Annotated in this window: 24 protein-coding genes and 1 pseudogene; 10 read left to right on the top strand and 15 right to left on the bottom strand. The window is 72.5% G+C overall.

From position 1 onward, the window contains the following. Window positions 1-37: 37 nt before the first annotated feature. Complete coding sequence (locus C7474_RS04600; protein WP_121057734.1) at window positions 38-400, bottom strand: winged helix-turn-helix transcriptional regulator; 363 nt, start codon at window positions 398-400, stop codon at window positions 38-40. A gap of 95 nt (window positions 401-495) precedes the next feature. Here C7474_RS04600 and C7474_RS04595 point away from each other — a divergent pair, with 95 nt between their 5' ends. The 4 genes from C7474_RS04595 to C7474_RS04580 all read left to right on the top strand — a co-directional run bounded on the left by C7474_RS04595 (window position 496) and on the right by C7474_RS04580 (window position 3,606). Then, window positions 496-1,353, top strand: coding sequence for an SDR family oxidoreductase (locus tag C7474_RS04595; protein ID WP_121057733.1), 858 nt, complete (start codon window positions 496-498; stop codon window positions 1,351-1,353). Window positions 1,354-1,520: 167 nt separating this feature from the next. After that, on the top strand, window positions 1,521-1,790 hold the full coding sequence (locus C7474_RS04590) for a hypothetical protein (RefSeq protein ID WP_147436679.1): 270 nt from the start codon (window positions 1,521-1,523) through the stop codon (window positions 1,788-1,790). A gap of 11 nt (window positions 1,791-1,801) precedes the next feature. After that, the gene (locus C7474_RS04585; protein WP_241965094.1) at window positions 1,802-2,716 is read left to right on the top strand and encodes an ATP-grasp domain-containing protein; all 915 of its coding nucleotides are present in this window, start codon (window positions 1,802-1,804) and stop codon (window positions 2,714-2,716) included. Beyond that, the gene (locus C7474_RS04580; protein WP_121057730.1) at window positions 2,713-3,606 is read left to right on the top strand and encodes a hypothetical protein; all 894 of its coding nucleotides are present in this window, start codon (window positions 2,713-2,715) and stop codon (window positions 3,604-3,606) included. Before C7474_RS04585 ends, C7474_RS04580 begins: the two co-directional genes overlap by 4 nt. Window positions 3,607-3,734: 128 nt before the next feature. On the opposite strand, the gene C7474_RS04575 is transcribed toward C7474_RS04580, so the two are convergent. Both C7474_RS04575 and C7474_RS04570 read right to left on the bottom strand, forming a co-directional pair. Beyond that, window positions 3,735-4,424: an NUDIX hydrolase gene (locus tag C7474_RS04575; protein WP_121057729.1), complete on the bottom strand. Its 690-nt coding sequence runs from the start codon at window positions 4,422-4,424 to the stop codon at window positions 3,735-3,737. A gap of 36 nt (window positions 4,425-4,460) precedes the next feature. Then, window positions 4,461-4,970, bottom strand: a complete 510-nt coding sequence (locus tag C7474_RS04570) for a bifunctional nuclease family protein (protein ID WP_121057728.1) — start codon at window positions 4,968-4,970, stop codon at window positions 4,461-4,463. Window positions 4,971-5,030: 60 nt separating this feature from the next. On the opposite strand from C7474_RS04570, the gene C7474_RS04565 reads away from it, so the two are divergent. Further along, window positions 5,031-5,303 carry a hypothetical protein gene (locus C7474_RS04565; protein ID WP_147436678.1) on the top strand — a complete coding sequence of 91 codons (273 nt, stop codon included), beginning with the start codon at window positions 5,031-5,033 and terminating at the stop codon, window positions 5,301-5,303. Between the two features lie 82 nt (window positions 5,304-5,385). Here C7474_RS04565 and C7474_RS04560 read toward each other — a convergent pair whose 3' ends face one another. The 4 genes from C7474_RS04560 to C7474_RS04545 form a co-directional block, all read right to left on the bottom strand. Beyond that, window positions 5,386-6,606 (bottom strand): MFS transporter, encoded by a 1,221-nt coding sequence (locus tag C7474_RS04560; protein WP_121057726.1) that lies wholly within the window; start codon window positions 6,604-6,606, stop codon window positions 5,386-5,388. 184 nt (window positions 6,607-6,790) lie between these two features. Next, window positions 6,791-8,077, bottom strand: a complete 1,287-nt coding sequence (locus C7474_RS04555) for a M18 family aminopeptidase (RefSeq protein WP_121057725.1) — start codon at window positions 8,075-8,077, stop codon at window positions 6,791-6,793. Window positions 8,078-8,228: 151 nt separating this feature from the next. After that, window positions 8,229-9,362, bottom strand: coding sequence for a zinc-binding dehydrogenase (locus tag C7474_RS04550; protein WP_121057724.1), 1,134 nt, complete (start codon window positions 9,360-9,362; stop codon window positions 8,229-8,231). Between the two features lie 322 nt (window positions 9,363-9,684). After that, window positions 9,685-11,118 (bottom strand): dihydrolipoyl dehydrogenase family protein, encoded by a 1,434-nt coding sequence (locus C7474_RS04545; RefSeq protein WP_121057723.1) that lies wholly within the window; start codon window positions 11,116-11,118, stop codon window positions 9,685-9,687. 97 nt (window positions 11,119-11,215) lie between these two features. Between C7474_RS04545 and C7474_RS04540 the strand changes: the two genes are divergently transcribed. The 4 genes from C7474_RS04540 (at window position 11,216) to C7474_RS04525 (ending at window position 14,473) form a co-directional block, all read left to right on the top strand. Beyond that, the gene (locus C7474_RS04540) at window positions 11,216-12,091 is read left to right on the top strand and encodes an ABC transporter ATP-binding protein (protein WP_121057722.1); all 876 of its coding nucleotides are present in this window, start codon (window positions 11,216-11,218) and stop codon (window positions 12,089-12,091) included. Next, window positions 12,088-12,780, top strand: a complete 693-nt coding sequence (locus C7474_RS04535; RefSeq protein WP_121057721.1) for an ABC transporter permease — start codon at window positions 12,088-12,090, stop codon at window positions 12,778-12,780. Before C7474_RS04540 ends, C7474_RS04535 begins: the two co-directional genes overlap by 4 nt. Continuing rightward, on the top strand, window positions 12,777-13,493 hold the full coding sequence (locus C7474_RS04530; protein WP_121057720.1) for an ABC transporter permease: 717 nt from the start codon (window positions 12,777-12,779) through the stop codon (window positions 13,491-13,493). The genes C7474_RS04535 and C7474_RS04530 overlap by 4 nt, the downstream gene beginning before the upstream one ends. A 62-nt stretch (window positions 13,494-13,555) precedes the next feature. Beyond that, window positions 13,556-14,473: an ABC transporter substrate-binding protein gene (locus C7474_RS04525; protein ID WP_121057719.1), complete on the top strand. Its 918-nt coding sequence runs from the start codon at window positions 13,556-13,558 to the stop codon at window positions 14,471-14,473. 419 nt (window positions 14,474-14,892) lie between these two features. Here C7474_RS04525 and C7474_RS04520 read toward each other — a convergent pair. From C7474_RS04520 to C7474_RS04495, 6 genes and pseudogenes are all read right to left on the bottom strand, one after another. Next, a pseudogene (locus tag C7474_RS04520) lies at window positions 14,893-16,207 on the bottom strand (LLM class flavin-dependent oxidoreductase). Next, entirely contained in the window at window positions 16,204-17,541 is a 1,338-nt protein-coding gene (locus C7474_RS04515; RefSeq protein WP_121057718.1) for an O-acetylhomoserine aminocarboxypropyltransferase/cysteine synthase family protein, read from the bottom strand. The pseudogene C7474_RS04520 and the gene C7474_RS04515 overlap by 4 nt, the downstream one beginning before the upstream one ends. Before the next feature lie 134 nt (window positions 17,542-17,675). After that, on the bottom strand, window positions 17,676-18,452 hold the full coding sequence (locus C7474_RS04510) for an NYN domain-containing protein (protein ID WP_121057717.1): 777 nt from the start codon (window positions 18,450-18,452) through the stop codon (window positions 17,676-17,678). A gap of 27 nt (window positions 18,453-18,479) precedes the next feature. Then, window positions 18,480-19,568, bottom strand: a complete 1,089-nt coding sequence (locus tag C7474_RS04505; RefSeq protein ID WP_121057716.1) for a DNA glycosylase AlkZ-like family protein — start codon at window positions 19,566-19,568, stop codon at window positions 18,480-18,482. 88 nt (window positions 19,569-19,656) lie between these two features. Next, window positions 19,657-20,157 carry a GNAT family N-acetyltransferase gene (locus tag C7474_RS04500; RefSeq protein ID WP_199692358.1) on the bottom strand — a complete coding sequence of 167 codons (501 nt, stop codon included), beginning with the start codon at window positions 20,155-20,157 and terminating at the stop codon, window positions 19,657-19,659. Between the two features lie 85 nt (window positions 20,158-20,242). Next, window positions 20,243-21,256 (bottom strand): SDR family NAD(P)-dependent oxidoreductase, encoded by a 1,014-nt coding sequence (locus C7474_RS04495; protein ID WP_121057715.1) that lies wholly within the window; start codon window positions 21,254-21,256, stop codon window positions 20,243-20,245. Window positions 21,257-21,383: 127 nt separating this feature from the next. Between C7474_RS04495 and C7474_RS04490 the strand changes: the two genes are divergently transcribed. Beyond that, the gene (locus C7474_RS04490; protein ID WP_121057714.1) at window positions 21,384-22,043 is read left to right on the top strand and encodes a hypothetical protein; all 660 of its coding nucleotides are present in this window, start codon (window positions 21,384-21,386) and stop codon (window positions 22,041-22,043) included. 24 nt (window positions 22,044-22,067) lie between these two features. Here C7474_RS04490 and C7474_RS04485 read toward each other — a convergent pair whose 3' ends face one another. Next, on the bottom strand, window positions 22,068-22,868 hold the full coding sequence (locus tag C7474_RS04485; RefSeq protein ID WP_121057713.1) for a methyltransferase domain-containing protein: 801 nt from the start codon (window positions 22,866-22,868) through the stop codon (window positions 22,068-22,070). A gap of 35 nt (window positions 22,869-22,903) precedes the next feature. Next, window positions 22,904-23,854 carry an aldo/keto reductase gene (locus C7474_RS04480; RefSeq protein WP_121057712.1) on the bottom strand — a complete coding sequence of 317 codons (951 nt, stop codon included), beginning with the start codon at window positions 23,852-23,854 and terminating at the stop codon, window positions 22,904-22,906. Window positions 23,855-23,913: the final 59 nt, after the last annotated feature.

Below are 23,913 nucleotides of genomic sequence, written 5' to 3'. Positions count from 1 at the left end.
GATCCGGCGGCGCGGTCGGCGCCGGCGACCGACCGCGTCAGCGGCCGACGATGTCGTCGGCCTCGTCGGCGATCCACTCCATGAGCGGCAGCATCCGCACCATGAGCTGTTCACCCCGCGGGGTGAGCGCGTACTCGACACGCGGCGGCACCTCGGGGTAGGCGGTGCGCGCGACGATGCCGTCTGACTCGAGTGTGCGCAGCGTCGAGGCGAGCATCTTCTCGCTGATGCCGTCGACCGTGCGGCGCAGTTCCCCCCATCGCAGCGTGCCGTCGGTGAGGGCGAGCAGCACCAGCACGCCCCACTTGCTCATCACGTGATCGAGCACCACCCGCGTCGGACAGTTCTCCGTGAACACGTCGTCCCGGGTCGCCCGGATCTGCGCGAAACTCACCGCCATGTGGGTACCTTACCGAAAAGTGGGTACCCGCTGATCGGAATGCCAGACGGTTCACGGACGGTTCTCCTCGTCGATCCCCGATCGAAAGGAACACCATGACCATCCTCGTCACCGGCGCGAGCGGACAGCTCGGCCGCCTCGTCGTCGATTCCCTGCTGGCGCGCGGCGCCGCCGCATCCGACATCGTCGCCGGCGCGCGCGACACCGCGAAGGTCGCCGACCTCGCCTCGCGCGGAGTGCGCACCGCCCGCGTCGACTACGACGACCCCGCCACACTCGCCGCCGCGCTCGAGGGCGTGGACACCGTGCTGCTGATCTCGGCGTCGGAGCCGGGGCGGCGCTTCGCCGGGCACAAGAACGTCATCGACGCGGCCGTCGCCGCCGGGGTCGCGAAGTTCGTCTACACGAGCGCGCCGAAGGCGACGGACTTCGACTGGGCGCTGGGCGCCGAGCACCGGGCCACCGAGGAGGCCCTCGCCGCGAGCGGACTGCCCGCGGTCGTGCTGCGGAACAACTGGTACATCGAGAACTACGTCGCCGACGTGCAGCGGGCTGCGGACTCCGGGGTCATCGCCGCGTCGGTCGGCGACGCGGTGGTCGCCGCCGCGACCCGCGCCGACTTCGCCGACGCCGCCGCGGTCGCGCTGCTCGAAGACGGCCACCTCGGCGCCGTCTACGAACTGGCGGGCGACGTCGCCGTCTCGTACGACGACATTGCGGCCGCCGCATCCGAAATCCTGGGTCGCGACGTGACCTACGCGCGTCTGTCGACCGAGGAGCACATCGCGGCGCTGGAGTCGGCCGGGCTGCCGGCCGACGTCGCCGGCTTCGTCGCGGGCATCGACACCGGCATCCGCGAGGGTGTGCTCGCCGACACCGACGGCACGCTCGCCCGCCTCATCGGCCGTCCGACGACGCCGTTCGCCGAGGGTCTCCGCGCCGCCCTGGCCTGACGTCGCGGCCGCACGCCGCGCCCGGTGGGGCGTGCGTTCGGGAGGAGATCTGCGTTCGGGAGGGCGCTGCGCGCATACGCGTCCTCCCGACTGCACATCTCCTCCCGGGCGCACGGGCGGATGCGGGCGGATGCGGGCGGGGGTCAGGGCACGACGCGGTAGCGCACGTGGGTGACCAGCGACGCGGCGTGGGCATCTTCGGCACCTTCACCGGCTACCTCGCGAACTTCTTCCTCTCGCCGCGCACCGAGCGCGGGCCGGATGCGGCCGTGCCGGTGTCTGCGGAACAGGTCGGCGCGGATGCGGGACGCGCCGCCCAACTGCGCGAACTCCTCGCGCGCTCGGAGGCGTCGGCCGCCGAGCTGCGACGCCTTCTCGACGAGGACGAGAGCGGCGGCGCGGGCGAGGCGGGCGGCACGCCGAGACGCGACGAGTAGGCTCGGTGACCGTGTCTGCGCGCATCGGAATCGTCGTCACCGACCCGGATTTCTACCCCCCGGAGGATCCGGACCACGACACCGCGCCGCTCGTCGCGGCGCTGCGGGCCCGCGGCGCGGATGCCGTGGCGGTGATCTGGCACGACGCATCCGTCGACCTTGCGACCTTCGACCTGCTGGTCATCCGCGCGCCGTGGGACTACCCCGACCGCCTCGACGAGTTCCGGGCGTGGCTCGACCGCGCCGAGGCCGAGACGCGGGTGCGCAACGCACCGGCGCTCGTGCGCTGGAACCTCGACAAGCGCTACCTGCAGCAGCTCGCACAGGCCGGTGTGCCGGTGATCCCGACCGCGTACTGCGCGGGCGGCACCGAGGCCCGGGCGGCGATCGCGGCGCTGACGGCGCAGGGGGCGACCCGCGTGGTCGTCAAACCGGCGATGTCGGCCGGAGCCCGCGACACCGGGCTGTTCGACGCCGCCGACCCGGCGGCATCCGCCCTCGCCGACCGCATCGTCGCACGCGGGGGCATCGCGATGGTGCAGCCCGAGATCGCGGAGCTGTCGGCGGGCGCCGAGAAGGCGCTCTACGCGATCGACGGCCACGTCAGCCACGCGATCGCGAAGGGCGCGCTGCTGCGCTCCGGCGGCGGATTCCTCGGCGGCGTCTACCAGGAGAATCCGGTGCCGGTCGAGGTCACGGCGCGCGAACGGTCGTTCGTCGACGACGTGCTGCGCGCGGTCGCCGACGTCACCGGTGAGCGGATCCCCCTGTACGCGCGCGTCGACACCGTCGACTCGGCCGCGCATGGACTCGTCGTCGTCGAAGTCGAGCTCATCGAGCCCGCCCTCAACCTGCACGTCGCGCCCCACGCGGTCGACGCGGTGGCGGATGCCGTGCTGCGCGCGGCGGCCGAGGTGACGCGATGAGCGCCGCACCGCAGTCGCGCTGGCTGCTGTTCGGCGTCGGCGCCCTCGCGGCCGTCGCGGCGCTGCTGCCGTGGCTGATCACGGGCGCCCGGCTGCCGCTGCAGAACTTCTGGTCGGAGATCCCGTCGGCCGTGCCGGTCGTGCTGCTGCCGTTCAGTCAGTACGCGGTCTCGCTCATCTTCGCGCTGCTGATGGTCGGGTCGGCGGCCGCGGGTCTCGCGGGACGGCTGCTCGGGGCGCGGACGGCGCGGTTCGGGACGACCACGCTCGCGGCCGGTGTCGTGCTCGTGCAGCTGCTCGCGGTGGTGCAGACGGCCCTCGTGCTCTCCACGCTCCTCCCCGACGAGACGGCGGCCATCGTCTACCTGGCGGGACTCACCGGCGGCGCACTCGTCACGGTACTGCTCGGTGCGCTCGCGACCGTCCTCATCGCGCGCGCACCCCGCGCCGGCGCCGTCATCGGCTTCACCGCGGGTGCCGTCGCCCTGGGGTCGTGGGTCGCGGCGCTCATCGTCCCCTTCGGCTCGGTGCCCGACGGCTACCCGTTCCTGCTGACGCTCGTGCAGTGGGTCGCCCCGGTGCTCACCGGCGCCGCGATCGCGTGGGCGGGGCTGCACACCCCCGGGCGGATCGTCGCGGCCGTCGGCGCGCTCCTCATCGTCTGGGTCGCCCCCGCTGCGATGACCGGAATCGGCAGCGCTCTCGGCACCCGGGTCTACGCGACGATGCCCGCCGAGATGCTGGACTACGGGTGGAACGTGTTCCTGCTGGCCCTCCTCACCCCCGAGCTGGCGCTGCGTCCGATCATCGCGACCCTCGTGACGGCCGCCGTGGGCCTCGGCATCCGCGCCCTGCTGGCCCGGCGCCGCCGCGCTGCCGCATCCGCGTAGCCGCATCCGCATAGCCGCCCCCTCCCCGTGAGGGTACAGTCCGGCGCCGAGGGAACGTGTGCCGACCGTGCTCTCGGCGCCCCGCTGTTCTCTCACGTGAGAGGGCTGCGGCGCCGCGGCCCGGTGGGTCAGAGGGGCGGGAGGGGGATCTCGCGGGTGCGGTCCCAGGGCTCGGTCCAGCCGAGCCGGTCGAACAGGCCGTCGAGGATCATCCCGGTGAAGCCCCACACGAGGTGCTCGCCCGTCGCATGCCGCACGAGGAATGCCGGCCCACGCCACTCCTGCCCGTCGCGGCGGATGACGGTGACGCCGCGGTTGTCGGGGGCGAGGAGGTCGGCGACGGGAGCGCGGAACACGTCGGCCGACTCGGCCTCGTCGACGACCGCGACGGGGGTCGGATGCCGCCACCACCCGAGCACGGGAGTGACGAGGTGCTGCGAGTAGTCGAGCAGGATCGGGTCGAGGATCCCCAGCACCTCGACGCCGGCGGGGTCGAGCCCGGTCTCCTCGTGTGCCTCGCGGAGGGCCGCGGCGACGATGTCCGCATCCCCCGGGTCGACCCGGCCGCCGGGGAAGGCGACCTGCCCGGGGTGCGAGCGGAGGGTCGTCGCGCGGGCCAGCAGCAGCACGTCGAGGTCGCGCGAGACGGCCTGCGCCTGGGCGTCGTGGCCGCTCGGGAGGCCGTCGAGCACGCCGAAGAGGATCAGCACGGCGGCCGGACGCGCACCGTCCTCCGGTGCGGCGCCGGGGGCACCGTCGGGCGCCGTCGCCAGGGCGGCCAGTTGCGCACGGGCGCTCTCGGTCGCGGTTCGGCTCATCCGTTCAGGCTACGCCCGGCCCGGGGCGCGCGGCCGTCAGCCTTTGAAGTCCTCGGGGTCGATCTCGTCGAGGAACCGCTTGAACTCCTCCACGCCGCGCTCGAGCGACTCCGGCGGCTCGACGTCGTCGCCGATGACGTCGACGATGCCGGCGGTGGCCAGCACCTCGTCGGCGACGAAGATCGGCGCCGCCGTGCGGGACGCGAGCGCGACGGCATCCGAGGGACGCGCGTCGATGCGCTGCACCGCGCCGTCCGTGCCGCGCAGTGAGACCTCGGCGTAGAACGTGCCGTCCTCGATGCGGGTCACCTCGACGCGCTCGACGGTGGCCCCGAGCGTCGTGAGCATGGTGCGCATGAGGTCGTGCGCGAGGGGACGGGGGGCTGCCGCGCCCTCGACGGCGATGAGGATCGAGGTGGCCTCCTGTGCACCGATCCAGATCGGCAGCACCCGACCCTGACCGGGGAATACATCGACGGGGCGCAGCAGGATGACGTGCTCTCCGGCGGCGTCGAGCGCGATCCCGCCGACCTGTACCTGCACCACGCGATCACCCCCTCCGGATGTTCCAGTGTGCCACCGCGCGGACGGCGGCGGGGGCGCATCGTGTTCGCGTTCGTGGCCGTGCCGATCTCGGCGGCCGTGCGCTTCGCGACGCACCCGCTCTCGCAGCAGCTGTTCGGCGGCCGCCTCGAGGAGGCCACGACCGGCGGCTACGTGACGTTCTGGTGGATCGTCGCGCTCGGACTGCTCGCGACGCCGCTGCTCATCGGCTGGGGCGTGGCGAAGATGTCGCGCAACACGCTCGCCGTGATCGCCGTGATCGTCGGCGTGTTCTTCCTCGCCGTCATGATCCTCGGTCAGCTGTTCGTCTTCTGATCGGTCGACGCGGCACGCGGATGCGGCGCCCGCCGCTCCGGCGTGCGCCGGCGACCATGCCCGTCCGCCGGGCGGTCCGGGATCAGGCGGTCGCGAGGGCGCCCGCGGTGCGGCGTTCGCCGAGCGCGTTGGCCCCGCCGAGCACGACGACCAGCAGCGCCGCGAGGGCGGGGAGCCCCATCGCGAACGACAGCGAGACGTCTTCGGCGATCCAGCCGGTGATCGCCGACGACAGCGCCTGCGCGAGGGTGAGGGCCGACCCGAGCAGCGTCATGGTCGTCGCCGCCCGTCCCGCCGGTGCGCGTCGGCCGGCGAGGCTGAACAGCGTCACGAGGGTGGGCCCGACGCCGAGCCCCATGAGCAGCAGCCACACCGTCACCCAGCCGACCGACGTCGCGGCGGCGTAGCCCGCGGCGCCCAGCAGCAGCACGGCGGCGAACACGAGCCAGCGCGCGCGCAGTGAGAACCGCTCGGGAAGCGCGGCGACGGCGAGGGCGAGGGCGGCAGATCCGATGCCCATGAGCCCGTAGAGCAGACCCGCCTCGAGTCCGTCGCCGGCGGCCTGCGCGAACGCGGTGAGCGAGGTGAGGGTCGCGCCGAAGAACAGCCCGACGCCGAACGTGGCCGCCACGAGCACCATCACCGGCCCCGACAGCACGGCGCGGAACGGTGCCCGGGAGCCGGCATCCGCGGTCGTCGCCGCGGCCGACGCAGTCGGGTGCACCGCGAACCAGGTGACGAAAGCGAAGCTCAGCGCCGCGGCGATCGCGATGGGCGCCCACGGTGAGAGGAGGGCGGCGAAGATGCCGACCAGGAACGGGCCGATCACGAACGCGGTCTCGTCGGCCGCGGACTCGTATGACATGACCCGCGAGAAGGTGCGCGCGCGGCCGTCGGGGGCGATCCGCGCCTGGATGAGGGACATCAGCCGGCTGCGGCTCATGGCCGCGGCCTGCGGCGCGGTCAGGCCGATCAGCAGCGCCGTCGGGAGGATGAGGTCGGCGCCGAAGCCCGCCATCACGACGAAGGGGAACAGTGCCAGCAACGCGCCGTTGGCGAGCCCCACCGGCACGAGCACACGGCGCTGACCGAACCGGTCGACGAGGTCGCCGACGACGGGACCCGAGGCCACGACGCCGATGCCGACCGCGGCGGAGGTGAGTCCGCCGAGGGAGATCGAGCCCGTGACGCTCGCGACGAGCGTCAGCACGCCGACCGTCATCATCGCGAACGGCAGCCGCGCCAGGAAGGCGATGGGCCAGTACGCCCAGCCGGTCGTGCGGATCAGCGAATCGGATGTCATGGGCTCCTCCGGAACAGTCGGCTCGTTCGCACGTGCCGCCTTGCTCCGGATGAGCAGGTAGTTGCACTTCGCGCGCCCGCTCGCGCGGGCACAGCCCTTCAGTGTACGCGCGTCACCTGCGCGACGCCTGGGCGCGGCGTCAGTGGAACGGCGCGGTGCCGGGCGCGGTGTCAGTGGGACGGCGTCAGTGGGAAGGCGCCGTGAAGAAGGCGCCGGCGACGCGGGACAGGTCGTGCAGGTCGCTCACCCCGGCGAGCTCGCGCGCAGAGTGCATCGACAGGATCGGGATGCCGACGTCGACCGTGCGGATGCCGAGCCTCGTCGCCGTGATCGGCCCGATCGTCGACCCGCAGGGCACCGCGTTGTTCGACACGAACTCCTGCGAGAAGACGCCGGCCTGCGCGCACCACGCGTTCCAGGCCGCGGCGCCGACGGCATCCGTCGCGTACCGCTGGTTCGCGTTGATCTTCAGGATCGGTCCGGAGCCCAGGCGCGGCTTCACGACGGGGTCGTGCTTCTCGGCGTAGTTGGGGTGCACGGCGTGGCCGACGTCGCTCGAGACGCACCACGAGTCCGCCAACGCCCGCAACTGCTGGGCCCGGTCGGCGCCGAGGCCGCTCCACACGCGCTCGAGCACGTCGGACAGGAACGGCCCCGCGGCGCCCGACCGAGTGCCGGAGCCGACCTCCTCGTGGTCGAACACGGCGAGCATCGCGATGTGGTCGGCGTCGAAGCCGTCGGCCGCGGCCGCGAGCGCGACGACGCCGGCGTGCACCGAGGCGAGGTCGTCGAGACGGCCCGAGGCGAAGAACACGTCGTCGCGGCCGAACACGGTGCCGCGCGCGGCGTCGGCGGTGACGATGTCGTAGCCCCGGATGCGGGTCGCGTCGACGCCGGCGGCACCGGCGAGCTCGGCGAGCAGGTCGGCGGAGTCCTCCTCCCCCAGCCCCCATACCGGCTGCGTCTGACGCTGCTTGTCGAGGGCGAGCCCGTTGTTGGCGTCGCGGTCGAGGTGGATCGCGAGCTGCGGCAGGCGCAGCAGGGGCCCTGTCGACGCGAGCACGGTCGACCCGTCGTCGAGGGCGAGGCGGCCGGCGAGGCGCAGTTCGCGGTCGAGCCACGAGTTCAGCAGGGGCCCGCCGTAGACCTCCACGCCCGCCTGCAGCCAGCCCAGCCGCCCCGTCGTGGGCTTGGGCTTGAGCTTGAAGGCCGGCGAGTCGCTGTGCGCGCCGAACACCCGGACCGGGGTGTCGGGGCCTGCGGCGGCGGGGACGATCCAGGCGATGACGGCCCCGTCGCGAACGACGAGGTGCTTCGACCCCGGCGCGGAGGGCCACGCGTCGCGCTCGTCGAGGGCGGTGAAGCCGGCATCCGCGAGGCGGGCGGCCACCTCGGCGGCGGCGTGGAAGCTCGAGGGCGAGGCGGCGACGAAGTCGGCGAGGTCGGCGGCGTGCGAGAGGGCGTCGGTCACCGTTCGATCGTAGGCGCGTCGGCGTGTGCGTTTCTCAGGATGGATGGGACGCCGCGCCGCGTCCGCCCGCGCGTTCCCGGTGCCGTGGGCGACGGCGGGCGCGATCCGTCCTGAGAAGTGCGCAACGCGGCGCCCGCTCGGCGCCCGCGGCTCAGGGCCGGACGCCCACTCGCACGTGACGTCCGGTCTGAGCGAGAGCCACCGCGCGCGGCAGGTCGGCCAGCGGCACCGTGGCGCCCACGAGCTCTGCCCACGGCATCCGCCGCTCGGATGCCGTCACGAAGCGCACCGCCCGTGCGAGGTCGGCGGCGGTGTAGTTGTGGACGCCGCGGATCATGAGCAGTCCGCGCACGACCCGCTCCGGGTCGAGACCCACCGGGTCGTCGGGGAAGACGCTGCCGACGAGCACGGCGGTGCCGCCGACGGCGGGCGCGGCGAGGGCCAGCTCGACGCCGCGACGCGAGCCGGAGGCCTCGATCACGACATCCGGGGCGCCACCGTCGCAGGCGGCGGCGACGGTGCGCGCCGCCGCGCCGCGACCGGGGTCGACGGTCTCGGCCGCCCCGAAGCGCAGCGCGAGCTCCCGGCGCTCCGCGACCGGGTCGACGACGACGACGCGGGCTCCGGCGCCGGAGGCGATCGCCGCGGCCGCCAGTCCGATCAGTCCCGCACCCGAGACGAGCACGGTGGCGTCGTCGAGGTCGTGCAGCTGCTCGGCTGCGGCAACGGCGGCGGCCGCCGTGGCGACGCCGCACGCGACGGGCGCGAGCGCCTCGGCGGCGACGTGCTCGGGCACCTTGACGATGGCGGTGCCCTCGCGCAGATGCACGTGGCTGGCGAACCCGCCCGACAGCGGCCACTCGCCGTCGAAGCGCTCGTGCCCGTACTTGCGCAGCTCGGCGCACTTCTGCGGGATGCCGCGCCGGCAGGTCGGGCAGAGGCCGCACGAGACGGTCACCGACCACACGACGCGGTCGCGCAGCTGCACCCGGGTGCCGTCGGCGTACCGCGCGTCGACACCGGCGCCGACGACGCGTCCCACGTACTCGTGGCCGAGCACCGATGGGTGGGGGGAGGGCCGGCGCGCGTCGATGGTGTGCACGTCGGAGCCGCACACGGTCGCGAGCTCCACCTCGACGAGCACGTCGCGGGGGCCGAAGTCGATGTCGAGCACGGCGACCGCCTCGAACGGGCGGCCCGGTCCCATCCACACCATGGCCGTCGCCGCGTCGGGGGCGAACCGGTAGCGGTAGGCGCCGGGCCGCAGGGCGGTCGTCGCGGTCATCAGGCGTCCCGCGCGACGGCGCAGACAAGGCGCGAGGATGGAGAACGGAACACGACGAGGACCTCCGAGGATGACTGGCGACACCGGTCCTGCGACTCTGGCATCCTCCACGCCGGAGGACCCACCCGCCACGGGAGCCTTCAGACGGTGTTCACGTGCTCGTTCCCCGCTATCCGCGCGTTCGTCGTTCATCGATAGGTTTCGCTCGAAGACCCGGCGCCGCCATGCCTGCGACTGTGATCCTCCTGCTCCGCGCCGTTGTCGGCGTCTGCCTGCGGCTGGTCCAGCCCGGCGACCTGCTGCGATACGTGCCCGACGGTGGTCAGCTGGGGCGGCCGTAGGCCTCGAGCCAGCGCAGCCACACCTCGCTGAGGGTGGGGTAGGACGGCACCGCGTGCCACAGGCGTGCGAGCGGCACCTCGCCCACGATCGCGACGGTCGCGCTGTGCAGCAGCTCGGCGATCTCCGGCCCGACGAACGTCGCGCCGACGAGCACGTCGCGCGCCGGGTCGACGACCGCCCGCGCCCGTCCGCGGTAGTCGGCGGACTGCGTGGACGCACCGGCGATGCCGGCGAGGTCGATGTCGAGAACGCGCACCTCGAGCCCCCGGCGCGCCGCCGCGGCCTCGGTGAGTCCGACGGAGGCGACCTGCGGGTCGGTGAAGGTGACCTGCGGCACCGCGTCGTGGTCGGCGGTGGCCACGTGAGTGCCCCACGGGGCGTCGTCGACGGCCGCGCCCGTCGCGCGGGCGGCGATGACGTCGCCCGCCGCGCGCGCCTGGTACTTGCCCTGATGTGTCAGCAGCGCCCGGTGGTTGACGTCGCCGACGGCGTACAGCCACTCGGTCCCGCGCACCCGCAGGGTGTCGTCGACGTCGAGCCACGTTCCCGGCTCGAGGTCGACGCTCTCCAGACCGATGTGGCCCGTCCGCGGCACCCGTCCGGTGGCCACCAGGATCTCGGCGGCCTCGATCACGTCACCGTCGCCGAGGGTGACGGCCACGCCCCCGTCGCCGCCTGACCCGAGGCGGTGCACGCGCACGGCGTCGGTCCCGAGTCGCACGTCGACGCCGGCCTCCCGCAGCGCCGTCGCGACGGCGTCGCCGGCGAAGTCCTCCATGCCCCCCAGCAGGCGGGATCGGGCGATGATGCTCACCCGGCATCCGAACGACGCGTACGCGGTCGCCATCTCGCACGCGACGACGCCGCCGCCGAGCACCACGAGCGATGCCGGCACCTCCTGCACGGCGGTGGCCTCGCGACTGGTCCACGGCGCGGCATCGCGGAGGCCCTCGATGTCGGGGTGCAACGCGGCCGAGCCCGTGCACACCGCGACGGCGTGCCGCGCACGAAGGACGGATTCCGATCCGTCGGCGTCGGCGACGGTGACCTCCCGCTCCCCCGTGATCCTGCCGTGGCCGCGGACGAGGTCGATGCCGGCCGACTGCAACCAGCCGACCTGACCCGAGTCGTCCCACTCGTGGACGATCTCGTCGCGGCGGCGCAGCACGGCGGCGACGTCGACGCCCCCCGAGGTCGTGACGCCCGTGCCGGGGGCGTCCGCCGCGGCGGTGCGCGCCGCCCCCGCGCGCAGCAGCACCTTGGACGGCATGCAGGCCCAGTAGGAGCATTCCCCGCCGACGAGCTCGCTTTCGACGATCACGGCGGTGAGCCCGCCCTTCACCGCCCGATCGGCGACGTTCTCGCCGACGGGGCCGGCGCCGATCACGATGAGGTCGTACTCCGCGGTGTCCATGCCCCCCACCCTTATCCGACTGTGACGCCGTATGCCACCCCCTTGCGACAGTGTCGGAGCCCTGTGGTTGGGTGGAGTTCCCGAACCGGAGGTGCCTTTGGCGATCGAATTCCGTTCCGTCACGAAGCGGTTCCCCGACGGCACTCTCGCCGTCGACGACTTCAGCCTCGTGATCCCGGCGCACCGCACGACGGTGTTCGTCGGTTCGTCGGGGTGCGGCAAGACGACGCTGCTGCGCATGATCAACCGTCTCGTCGACCCCACCTCGGGCGTCATCACGATCGACGACCAGCCGATCACCGACCGCGACCCCGTGAAGCTGCGGCGGGGCATCGGGTACGTCATGCAGAACTCGGGACTGCTCCCCCACTTCTCCGTCATCGACAACGTCGCCACCGTGCCGGTGCTCGACGGCGTCCCGCGCCGGCAGGCGCGCGAACGCGCGCTCGAACTGCTCGACGTCGTCGGACTCGACCGCGCCCTCGCCTCCCGCTACCCGCGGCAGCTCTCCGGCGGTCAGCAGCAGCGCGTCGGCGTGGCACGTGGGCTCGCCGCCGACCCCGACATCCTGCTCATGGACGAACCGTTCGGAGCCGTCGACCCCATCGTGCGCAAGGAGCTGCAGGCCGAGACCATCCGCCTGCAGCGCGACCTCGACAAGACGGTCGTCTTCGTCACGCACGACATCGACGAGGCGTTCCTGCTCGGCGACCAGGTCGTCATCCTCGAGAAGGGCGCGAAGATCGCGCAGGTCGGCAGCCCGAGCGAAATCCTCGAGAATCCGGCATCCGCCTTCGTGGCCGACTTCATCGGCGCCGAGCGCGGTGCGCGGGCGCTGCACGCCAAACAGACCGCGAACGGCACGGTGCTCGTCGACGCCGAGGGACGCACGCAGGGCGTGCTCGTCGACGGTGCTTCGGGTGACGCGGGCGCCCGCGCGGCCGATGTCGCACAGGAGCGGACCGGCCCGTGAACTGGGTCTGGAACAACCTCGATCTCATCGGCGAACTCACCGTCGCGCACCTGCGGCAGAGCGCCATCGCGATCGTGGCCGCCTTCGTCATCTCGGTGCCGCTGGGCTGGCTCGCCTGGCGGTACACGCGGCTGCGCGGCTCGGTGCTCACCACCATCGGCCTGCTCTACACGATCCCCTCCCTGGGGCTGTTCGCCCTGCTGTGGGCGGTGTTCGGCATCCCGTACCTGTCGGAGACGAACCTCATCATCGCGCTGACGATCTACGGCGTCGCGATCATGACGCGCTCGGTCACCGACGGCCTCGACTCCGTCGAGCCCGCCACCCGCGACGCGGCGATCGGCGTCGGCTACGGCGGCTGGCGCCGGTTCTGGGCCGTCGACCTGCCCCTGTCGGGGCCGGTGCTGCTGGCGGGGCTTCGGGTGACCGCCACCTCGACGATCTCGCTCGCAACGGTCGGCATCCTCATCGGCGTGCAGAACCTCGGGTACCTGTTCACCAACGGTGCGCAGCGGCGCATCATCCCCGAGGTGCTCGTCGGGGTGCTGCTGGTCGTCGTGATCGCCCTGGTCGTCGATCTGCTGCTGGTGTGGGCGGGGCGCGTCGCGCTGCCGTGGGTCCCGCGCCGGGAGAACAGCCGTCGCGAACGCCGGGCAATGCAGCGGCTGGCCGCCGAGGGGGTCGCATGAACCTCTTCGTCGACGCGTTCGCCTGGATCTTCAGCCCAGACCGGCTGACCGGCTCGCTGCCGCTCCCCGAGGCCCTCGCGCAGCACCTGGCCTACACCTTCGTGTCGGTGCTCATCGCGGCGATCATCGCGATTCCGGCCGGATGGGCCATCGGACACACCGGCCGTGGCCGCGAGTTCGCCGTCGCGCTGTCGGGAGCGGCACGTGCGATCCCGACCCTCGGTCTCGTCGTGCTGCTGTACCTCGTCTTCGGCGTCGTCTACAAGACCGAAGCGGCCGTCGTCGCGTTCGTCATCCTCGCGATCCCCTCGATCCTCGCGGGCGCCTACGCCGGCTTCGAGGCGATCGACCGCTCCGTGGTCGCCGCGGCACGTGCCGTCGGGATGACGGAGTGGCAGATCCTGTGGAAGGTGGAGGTGCCGCTCGGACTCCCGCTGCTCATCGGCGGCCTCCGCTCGGCCACGCTGCAGGTGGTCGCGACCGTGACGATCGCGACGTTCATCGGCCTCGGCGGCCTGGGCTTCTACATCATCCAGGGCATCGCCCTGCGGCAGACCGACCAGATCCTCGGCGCGTCGATCCTCATCGTCGTGCTCGCCCTCGTGCTCGACGGCGTCTTCGCCCTCTTGCAGCGCTTCGTCGTCCCCCGCGGCGTGACGGCACGGCGCGCGGCCGCCGCGCCCGCCGCCCGCCCCGCCGTGGCCGCATCCTGACCCATCCGTCCCGTTCCCCGCACCGAACAGTCCGCAGCACCTCACGAAAGAAGGCACCCGCCATGTCCCGCATCCGCACCCGCCTGTCCCTCGTCCTCGGCGCCGCCGCGGTGACCACGCTCGCCCTCGCCGGCTGCGGGTCGTCCGGATCGCTCGAAGAGCCCGACGCCTCGGCGGCCCCGTCGGGTTCTTCCGACACGATCGTCATCGGCTCGCAGGCGTACTACTCGAACGAGATCATCGCCGAGATCTACGCCCAGGCCCTCGAGAACGCCGGCTTCACGGTCGATCGCCAGTTCAACATCGGTCAGCGCGATGCGATCATCCCGTCGCTCGAAGACGGCACCATCCAGCTCACGCCGGAGTACACCGGCAACCTGCTGCAGTTCTTCGACCCCGAGACGACGGCGACGACCTCCGACGACGTATACGCGGCGCTGCAGGAGGCGCTGCCCGACGGCCTGACGGTGCTCGACCAGTCGCCGGCGACCGACCAGGACTCGTACAACGTGACCGCCGCCTTCGCCGCCGAGCACAACCTGACGAGCATCGGCGACCTCGCCGGCATCAGCCCGCTGGTGCTGGGCGGCGCGCCCGAACTCGAGCAGCGCCCCTACGGCCCGAGCGGCCTGAAGGAGAAGTACGGCGTCGACGTGACGTTCGAGGCGACCGCCGACACCACGGTCGACGAGCTCGTCGCGGGCAGCATCCAGATCGCCAACGTGTACTCGGCCGACCCGCTCATCGAGACGCAGAACCTCGTGACCCTCGAAGACCCCGAGGGCCTCTTCCTCGCCTCGAACGTCGTGCCGCTCGTGAGCGCCGACGTCTCCGACGAGATCGCCGACGTGATCAACAAGGTCTCCGCTGCGCTCACCCCCGAGGGCCTCGTCGCCCTCAACGTGAAGTCCACGCAGGACCAGGAGTCCTCCGACACGATCGCCACCGAGTGGCTCACCGAGCAGGGCCTGCTCGGCTGAGACACCCCGCTCCGCCGCCAGCCCCGTCCCGGTCCGTCCGGGACGGGGCTGCCGAGTGTGTGGGGGCTTGGGGGGGGCATGTCACACGAACGGCCGGTGCCGGGATGCTGAGACGACACATCGCGTGACACGCGCGCCGGGCATGTCACACGAACAGCCGGTGGCGGCATCCGAAGGCGGCCATTTGCGTGACATGCACGCCCCGGGGCGGCGGATCGCGGGCGCACTGGCGCAGAGCCGCCACTGCCCGCGGCATGTCACACGAACGGCCGGTGCCGCGATGCTGAGGCGGCACATCGCGTGACACGCACGCGGCTCATGTCACACGAAGGGCTGGCGCCCGCATCCGGAGGCGGCACGTTGCGTGACATGCGCGCGCACGTGCGCACGCACCCGCACGCGCCTCCACCACGGCGGGGTCAGAACGCGCGGAGGGTGGCGTGCAGTCCGCCGTCGATCTGGTCGCGCCGCAGGATGCCGCGGCGACGCAGCACCGGCACGAGCTCGTCGAGTGCGATGCAGGGTGACCGGATGCAGGTCGCCCCACAGCAGTATGCCGTCGTTACCCCACTCGCCGAGCTCTTCGACGAGGTCGGCGAACTCCTCCGCGGTGCCGACGAAGCCGGTGCGGTCCGAGATCCGACCGAGCTTCGCGAGCGCCGTGAGGTGCACCCGCAGCGGGGTGGTGGCGACGTCACGGTCGCCGGTGAGGCGACGGATCGACCCGTGCGAGACGTGATCGCCGAACACGGCGAGGTCGAGCGGCGCGTCGAGGTCGAGCGCGGTGAGGTCGGTCTCGAGGTCGCTGGACTGCTTGCGCGCCACCTGCACGAGGGTCGCGTCGTCGGGCGCCGCGGATGCCGCCACGAGACGGTCGGCCTCCTCGGCGCTTGAGACGAGCACGGGCTGGATGGCGAACATGATCCGGATGTCCGACGGCGCACGCCCCGCGGCGACGGCCGCGTCGTGGATGCGGGCGCGATACTCGCGCACGCTCTTCTCGTGCAGCGGTGCGAGGGCGAGCTGGATGTCGGAGTTGGCGCCCGCGAACCCGAGTCCGCGGCCCGATCCTCCCGGCGACGCGATCACGGGCTCGCCGCTCGGGAACGGCAGGGCGTTCAGCGGTCCGTCGAACGCGAAGTGCCCCCCGCGATGGCGCACCGCCCGCATCCGCGAACCGTCGGCGTAGACGCCGCTCGCCGGGTCGGCCGCGAGCGCGCCGTCGTCCCACGACTGCCAGAGCGCACGGATGCCGGAGAGCCACTCCTCGGCACGGTCGTACGCGGCGTCATGGCCGAGAGGTGGGGCGTCGGAGAAGTGGCGGGCGCTGCCGGTGTCCGTGACGACGTTGAGCCCGAGGCGGTGACCGCTCAGATGCTGCAGCGTGGCGAACTGCCGTGCCGCCGTGTACGGCAGGTACGCGGCAGGGTTCACGGTCGGGATGACGCCGAGCGTCCGCGTCGCCTGGAACAGGTAGGGCGCGAGCAGCAGCGGGTCGTGCTTGGGTCCGCCGAACGCGTGGCGCACCCGCAGGTCGATCGTGCGCTCCGACCCGAGCGAGGGCGCGTCTTCGATGAGCACGAAATCGAACCCGGCCTGCTCGAGCTCGCGCGCCGACTGCTGGTACAGGTCGGGCCGCGTCCAGTCGTAGTCCCAGTCCAGATAGGGATGTCCCCAGCCGTGCGGGCCGAATCCGCGCGCCAGGAACCAGCCGAAGTGCTGCAGCCGGCTCATGCGCCGAGGACCGCCGCATCCGTCACGAGCGGCACCAGGGCGACGTCGGCCGCTCGGCGGATGCCGGCGGCGACGAACGCCTGCTCGAGGTCGTCGATGAGGTCGACGACGTCTTCGATGCCGATCGAGACGCGCAGGGTGCCGTCGAAGACGCCGAGCGCCGCACGCTCCTCCGCGTTCAGCGCGACGTGGCTCGTCGTGGCGGGGTGCAGCACGAGCGAGCGCACGTCGCCGAGGTGCGTCATGTGCGTGAACGTCTCGAGCGCCTCGACGACCCGCCGAGCGGTCTCGGCGTCGCCGCGCAGCGTGAAGGTGAATACCGAGCCGAAGCCGTCCGGCAGCAGGTCGGCCGCCAGGGTGTGATCGGGGTGCGAGGCGAGCCCGGCGTAATCGACGGACGCCACCTCGGGACGGGTCTGCAACCACTGGGCGACGGCGAGCGCACCGCGCGACTGCCGGTCGACACGCAGGCTCAGCGTCTCGATCCCCTGCCCGATGAAGAACGCGTTGAGCGGCGACGGCGTGGGACCCAGGCGCGGCGCGACCGATTCGCGCGCGTAGGCGATGCGCGCGTCACCGCCGACGCGCTCGGCGATCGAGGGCGCGCCGCCGCGGCCGGGCTCGACGAGGTGCGGGAAGAGGGCGCCGGAGCGTGCCGCGTCGAACGTGCCGCTGTCGACGATCGCGCCGCCGAGCACATTGCCGTGTCCGGCGAGGAACTTGCTGGCGGAGTGCACGACGACGTCGGCGCCGTGCTCGATCGGACGCAGCAGGTACGGCGTCGCGAACGTGTTGTCGATCACCAGCGGCAGGCCGTGGCGGTGCGCGACGGCGGCGACGGCGGGGATGTCGAGGATGCGGTTGGACGCGTTGGAAATCGACTCGGCGAACAGCGCGCGCGTCTCGGGACGGATGGCTGCCTCCCACGCGGCCGGGTCGCCGATCTCGTCGACGAAGGTCGCCGTGATGCCGAAGCGGCTGAGGTTGTCGCGGATGAGCCCGCGGGTGCCCTCGTAGATGTGCGTGGAGACGACGATGTGCTCGCCGGCGGCCGCGAGACTGAGCAGAGCGACCGTGGTCGCCGCCTGGCCGCTGGCCAGCAGCAGCGCCTGCGACCCGCCTTCGAGGGCGGCCAGCGACGACTCGACGGTCTCGACGGTGGGGTTCCCGATGCGGGTGTAGGCGTAGCCCTCGCCCGCGCCGAAGTGCGCGGCCGCCGCGCCGTATTCGTCGAACTCGAACCCGGCGGTCAGGTGGATCGGCGTCGCGCGCGGGGTCGCCCCGTGCAGCCGAGCACGGTCGTGCACTTGTCGCGTCGTGAATCCCCGCCCCATGCCGGACCTCCCAGATCTCGTCGGTCCATCGTGCACCGGCGGATGCGGGATCCCCGGATCGGTGTCGCCCTGTTACGGGCGGGCGGCATCCGCGGGCCGCCGGAACGGGGTCGGCGCGCCGGGAGAGGCCGCGCTCAGGACCCCGCGGCGCCGCGCGTGCGCTTGTTGCGCAGGCGGATGCCGACCGGCTGCACCTCGACGGTGAACAGCCCGATGGTCTTCACGAGGTCCGACAGCTTCGCGTACCCCCAGTTGCGGGAGTCGAAGTCGGGCTGCTTCTTGCGGGCGAGCTGCCCGACCGCGCCGAGCCCCGCCCAGCCCTCGTCGTTCGCGGCCGACTCGACGCTTTCGCGCAGGAGCTTGACGAGTCCGGCGTCCTGCTTGAGCTTCGCCGCGGGGATGCGCTCCTGTCGCGCGGCAGGGGCGGCGCCCTCGACGACGGTGTCGGGTTCGGCGGGCGCGTCGAGCACTTCGAGGTAGGTGAACTGGTCGCACGCATTGCGGAACGACTGCGGCGTCTTGCGCTCCCCGAATCCGTAGACCGTCACGCCGTCCTCGCGGATGCGGGAGGCGAGGCGTGTGAAGTCGCTGTCGCTGGAGACGATGCAGAACCCGCGGAACCGCTCGGTGTAGAGCAGGTCCATCGCGTCGATGATGAGCGCCGAGTCGGTGGCGTTCTTGCCGGTCGTGTTGGCGAACTGCTGGATGGGCTGGATGACGTGCTCGGCGGCCGCCGTCTTCCACTTGGCCAGCTGGTTCGACGTCCAGTCGCCGTAGACCCGCTTGACCGAGGCCGTGCCGAACTGCGCGATCTCGGCGAGGACCGCGCCGATGCGCGACGGCGAGACGTTGTCGGCGTCGATGAGCACGGCGAGCAGGTCGGTGGGGGCGAACGGCGTCGGCTGCGGCATGCCCTCAGTCTGGCAGTGCGCGCCCGGTCAGCGCCCGCCCGCGCCGAAGACGACGGGAACGCCGAGCCACTCGGCGAGGTCGCGGATCTCGCCGTCGACCATCTCCCGCTCCTCGGGCTCGAGCGGCAGCGTCTCGTGCACGGCGGTGACGACGAGGTTCTCCTTCTTCTTGTCGAGCTCGGCGTCGAGCTGGCCCACGAACCGGTCGCCGATGAGGATCGGGTGGGCGAAGTACCCGAACCTCCGCTGCGCCTTCGGCTTGAACTGCTCGAGCACGAACTCGAACTCGAACAGCTCGATCAACCGCGGCCGGTCGAACAGCATCCGGTCGTACGGGTTGAGGATCGCGACGCGCCCGCCGGGGTCGTCGTCGAGTGCGGCGAGGGCTTCGGGATCGACGCGCCACTTCCACTCGCTCCCCTCGACCTCGGCCGGTTCCCCAGCATCGCCGACCCCGGACCAGGAGGTCTTGCGGCGCGCGATGCCGAGGGCCTGCAAGCGCCGCATCTCGAGCATCCGCTCCGCCTCGTCGTAGTCGTGGACGGGCATCCCGGTCGGCCAGGCTCGCTCGGTGACGTCCCACCGCCGCATCCGCCCCTCGCGGCCCACGATCGCGACCTCGCCGGTGGCCTCGAGCAGCTCGAGCATGCGCGGCACCTCGTTCGCGCCGTACCAACCGCCCTCGCGCTTTCCCTGCACGATGCTCGTGTCGGGGATGTCGGAGGCCAGCAGTGGCCCCTCTTCACGCAGCCGGCGCAGCACGTCGCGGCGGAACGGGGCGTTGGCATCGAGGTACTCGCGCGTCGCCGCCGGAAGCGTGCGGCCCCGCATCCGCGCGGCCATCATCGGCAGCAGGCTCGTCGGACGGAACTGCCCCTGATGCTCGAACAGCAGCCGGTCGGTCTCGACGGCCTTCGTCAGCTGACCCGGTTCATACGCCCAGCCGATGCGGCTCCACGGGATCGTCTGCTCGGCCGGGGCGATCGTCGCGGTCGGGTCGATCTTGATCGCACCGAGCTGCTCGGCCACCTCCACGATGTCACCGGGACGGTCGGCGTCGAGCAGCTGCGCGCGCACGGCGATGCGGCGCGCCTCGTCACGGGTGAGGCGGTGCATGGGGCGAGCGTAGCGGGCACCGCCGACACGGATGCGGCACGTGCGACGCGGCGACGGGCGGCGAGGCCGACGGATGCGGCGCGGCCGCTCAGGCGCGCGCGAGGGCCTGCAGCTCTTCGCCGGTGAGGCGCTGCGTCGTCCACTCGTCCTGGGGCGCGGCGCCCAGCGCGCGGTAGAACGCGATCGACGGCGCGTTCCAGTCGAGCACCGTCCACTCCAGGCGCGAATATCCGCGGGCGACGCAGACCGCTGCGAGGCTCGCGATCAGCGCTTTGCCGTAGCCGTGACCGCGTTCGCCCTCGTCGACGATGAGGTCTTCGAGCCAGATGCCGTGTCGCCCCGTCCACGTCGAATAGGTGAGGAACCAGATCGCGATGCCCACGATGCGGTCGTCCCGCTCGACGACGTGCGCGAACGCCTGAGGCATGTCGCCGAAGAGCGTGTCGGTGAGCATCCCGACGGTGTTGTGCACGGCATCCGGCTCGCGCTCGTAGTCGGCGAGGGCCTGGATCATCGCGAGGATGCCGGGCTCGTCGCCGGGGCGCGCCTCGCGCAGCACGGCGCCGAAGGGCAGCGTTCGGGGGGTCATCGTCCGAGCGTATCGGCGGCGAGATCACACGGAACGTCGCCCACCGGGGTGGCGGGCGACGTTCCGTGTGATCTCGGTGCCGTGCTTACTGCACCGACCACCCGCCGTCGCTGGGCAGGATCACGCCGTTGAGGTTCACGGCGTCGTCCGACAGCAGGAACGTGATCGAGGCGGCCAGCTGCTCGGCGGTCGCGAGCGTCGGGATCGCAGACTGGAACGGCTGTAGCCGGGCCTGGCCGGCCTCGGACACGTGCGGGGGGAACGGGATGCCGGTGGCGACGCCGCCGGGCGCGACGGCGTTGACGCGGATACCGGTCGGGCCGTACATGAACGCGGCGGAGCGGGTGAGGCCGATGACGGCGTGCTTGCTCGTCGTGTAGGCGTTGCCCGACGCGCTGCCGCGCAGTCCCGCCTCGGAGGCGATGTTCACGACCGAGCCACGGCCGGCCGCGATCATGGCGGGCAGCACGCCGCGGGTGAGCTTGAACGCGCCGGTCACGTTGACGCCCATGACGCGGTCCCACATGGCGTCGGTGGTCTCGTGCAGCGGCGAGAAGTCGTCGTTGATGCCGGCGACGTTGGCGAGCGCGTCGATGCGCTCCCCCGCGGCCGCGACGATCTCGTCGATCGACTCCTGCTTCGTGATGTCGCCGGCGACCGTGACGATGTCGGATGCCGGGAGCGACGCCGCGAACTCGGCGAGCTTGTCGGCCGAGACGTCGACCGCGATGACGCGGCCTCCCTCGCGGGCGACGCGTGAGGCGGTGGCGCGGCCGATGCCGCTGGCGGCGCCGGTGACGACGACCGTCTTGCCGGCGAACCGGCCTGCAGTGATGGCCTCGACCCAGCCGCTGGGCGCGTCGTCGTCCTCGGGGATCTCGCCACCGTTGGCGGCACGCACGAGGTCGTCGACGACGGACTGCGGCATCTGGCCCTGACTCATTGCCACGAGCTGCTGGAGGGGCAGGCTGCGCAGCGGCGCGAGCGTCTCGGCCGTCGCCCCCGAGGCGGCGAGCAGGCCGCCGATGAGGGGGCCGCCGACCTCGCTGTCGAGCCATTCGCCGATGGTGCTGGTCGCGGTGAGCTTCTTCGCTGACATGGTTCTTCGCTTCCTGTGGGCCTCGGGCGGCCCGCACTGGGTACAAATCCCGACCGGGAAAAACTAATTCCCGCGCGGGAAAGAATAGGCTTCGAGTGTCCCGATGCCAAGAGGAAGGCCGTTCTGCATGGCACATCAGCCGTCCGAGCGCCGCGGGCGCGGCATCCGCGCCGGCATCGACCTTGACACGATCGTCGCGGCGGCCCGCGGCATCCCACCCGCCGAGGTCACGATGCAGCGCGTGGCCGACGCCCTCGGCGTCGATCGCAAAGCGCTCAACCACCACGTGACCGACCGCGAGAGTCTGCTCGAGCTGCTCGCGATCGACGCCTACCGGTCACGGCTCGCCGAGGAGCCACTCGACCTCGGGACGACCTGGCAGGACGCCTGCCGCGCCCACGGCCGCGCCATCTGGCGCACGACGATCGCGACGGGCGAATGGGTCGCGTACTTCCGCTTCACGAGCCCGCGCGACCTCGCCGTCGCCGACGGCTCGGAGATCGTCGCCGAGCGCCTGCTCGCCGCCGGCCTCGACGAGGTGGCCACCAGCCGCGCCATGCACCTGCTCGTGACGACGTGCACCGGGTTCGCGCGCGACGCCGTCATCGGCTCCCGCGAAGGCGGGCATCCGCAGATCGAGGCGCTGCGGAGCACCTTCGCACAGACCGAGGGCGGCTACCCTGCGCTGAGACGCCTCGTCGACGCGCGCGTCGACAACTTCGGCGAAGACCAGCTCGCGTTCGACCTCGACGCCTACGTCGCGGGGATCGAGCGGCTGCTGACCTGACTGCGGCGCGCGCCGACCCGGCCGTCAGCCCCGGGCGATGATCTCGCCGTGGGGCATGAGCAGCCAGCCGTCCTCGGATGCCGCCCACTCCCGCCAGGCGTCGCTGATGCGCTGCAGCGCGGCATCGTCGGCGAGCCCGAGCCGGCGCGCGTTGTCGGCGAACGACGAGTGCAGCGCCCGGTCGGCCCACGCGCCGCCCCACCATTCCCGGTCGGCCGGCGATTCGAACAGCCACAGCGACGCGGTGGCCGAGACGTCGGCGAAACCGGCCTCGCGCGCCCACGCCTTCAGACGCCGCCCCGCCGCCGGCTCGCCGCTCGTGCCGCGGTGCACGGCGAGGTAGACCTCGCGCCACTCGTCGAGCCCGGGCGGACGCGGCCACCAGATCGTGCCCTCGTAGTCGACGTCGCGGACCGCGACGATGCCGCCGGGACGCACGACGCGACGGAACTCGCGGAGCGCGTCGACGGGACGGGTGAGGTGCTGCAGCACCTGGTGGGCGTGCACGACGTCCCAGGCGGCATCCGGATCGGACAGCGCGTAGGCGTCGTCGACGGCGAACTCCACACCCACGACGCCGGCGGCCGCGCGCGCGGCTTCCGCCTCGGCGACCACCTCGGCCGACGCGTCGACGCCGCGCACCCGCCCCGGCGCGACGCGCGCCGCGAGGTCGAGCGTGATCGTGCCGGGTCCGGAGCCGACGTCGAGCAGATCGAGACCGGGGCGCAGATGCGGCAGCAGATGCGCGGCGGAGTTCTCGGCGGTGCGCCAGCGGTGCGAGCGCAGCACGCTCTCGTGATGTCCGTGGGTGTAGTCGTCGGCCATGCCTTCATCCTGGCGCGGACGGCGACCACCCGTCGTCACATGTCGACGGGCGTCCACTCCGAGACGGTGTCGAGCTCGGCGACCTCGTCGGCGGTGAGCTGCGTCGTCGCTCCGGCGAGCAGGTCGGGCAGCTGCTCGAGCTTCGACGCCGAGGCAAGGGGCGCGACGACGGCCGGCTTGGCGTGCAGCCACGCGATCGCGGTCGCGGCGATCGAGACGCCGTGCGCGCTGCCGATCCGCTCGAGGGTGTCGATGATCTGCAGCCCCTGCGGCGTCGCGTACTGGGCGGCCCCGGCGGCGCGCGGCGAGGACTGGCCCTCGGTGTCGGTGGAGCGGTACTTGCCGGTGAGGAACCCCTTCGCGAGCGAGAAGTACGGCACCACGCCGAGGCCGAACTCCTCGGCGACGGGGATGATGTCATCTTCGGTCTCGCGGTGCACGAGGTTGTAGTGCGGCTGCACGGCGACCGGCTCTGCGACCCCGAGCTCGCGGGCGATGCGGATCCACTCGCGGATGCGCTCGGCCGAGTAGTTGGAGACCGCCGTGTGGCGCACGAGACCGTCGGCGACGAGCGCGCCGAATGCGGCGACGGTCTCCTCGAGTGGGGTCTCGGCGTCGTCGAAGTGCGCGTAGTAGAGGTCGATCGCGTCGACCCCGAGGCGCTCGATCGACGCTTCCGCGGCGGCACGCACGTTGGCGGCCGACAGCCCCTTGAAGTCGGGATGCTGACTGACCTTCGTCGCCACGGTGACGCCCTGCGGCTTGCGGTCGGCGAGCCACGCGCCGATGATCCGCTCGCTGTCACCGCCGGTGTTGCCCGGCACCCAGGCGCTGTACGAGTCGGCGGTGTCGATGAAGTTCCCGCCGCCGGCCACGAACGCGTCGAGGATGGCGAACGAGGCGTCGCGGTCGGCCGTCCAGCCGAACACGTTGCCGCCGAGGGACAGGGGGAAGACGTCGAGGTCGCTGTTGCCGATGCGGGTCATGCTGGTCTCAAGCCTCGCGCCCGCTCTCGTATTCCCGCCCCGGCATCCGTTCGGGGCCC

Origin of the sequence: Microbacterium telephonicum (assembly GCF_003651225.1) — a bacterium.
Classification (GTDB): Bacteria; Actinomycetota; Actinomycetes; order Actinomycetales; family Microbacteriaceae; genus Microbacterium; species Microbacterium telephonicum.
This window is presented reverse-complemented; position numbering and strand designations above follow the sequence as displayed.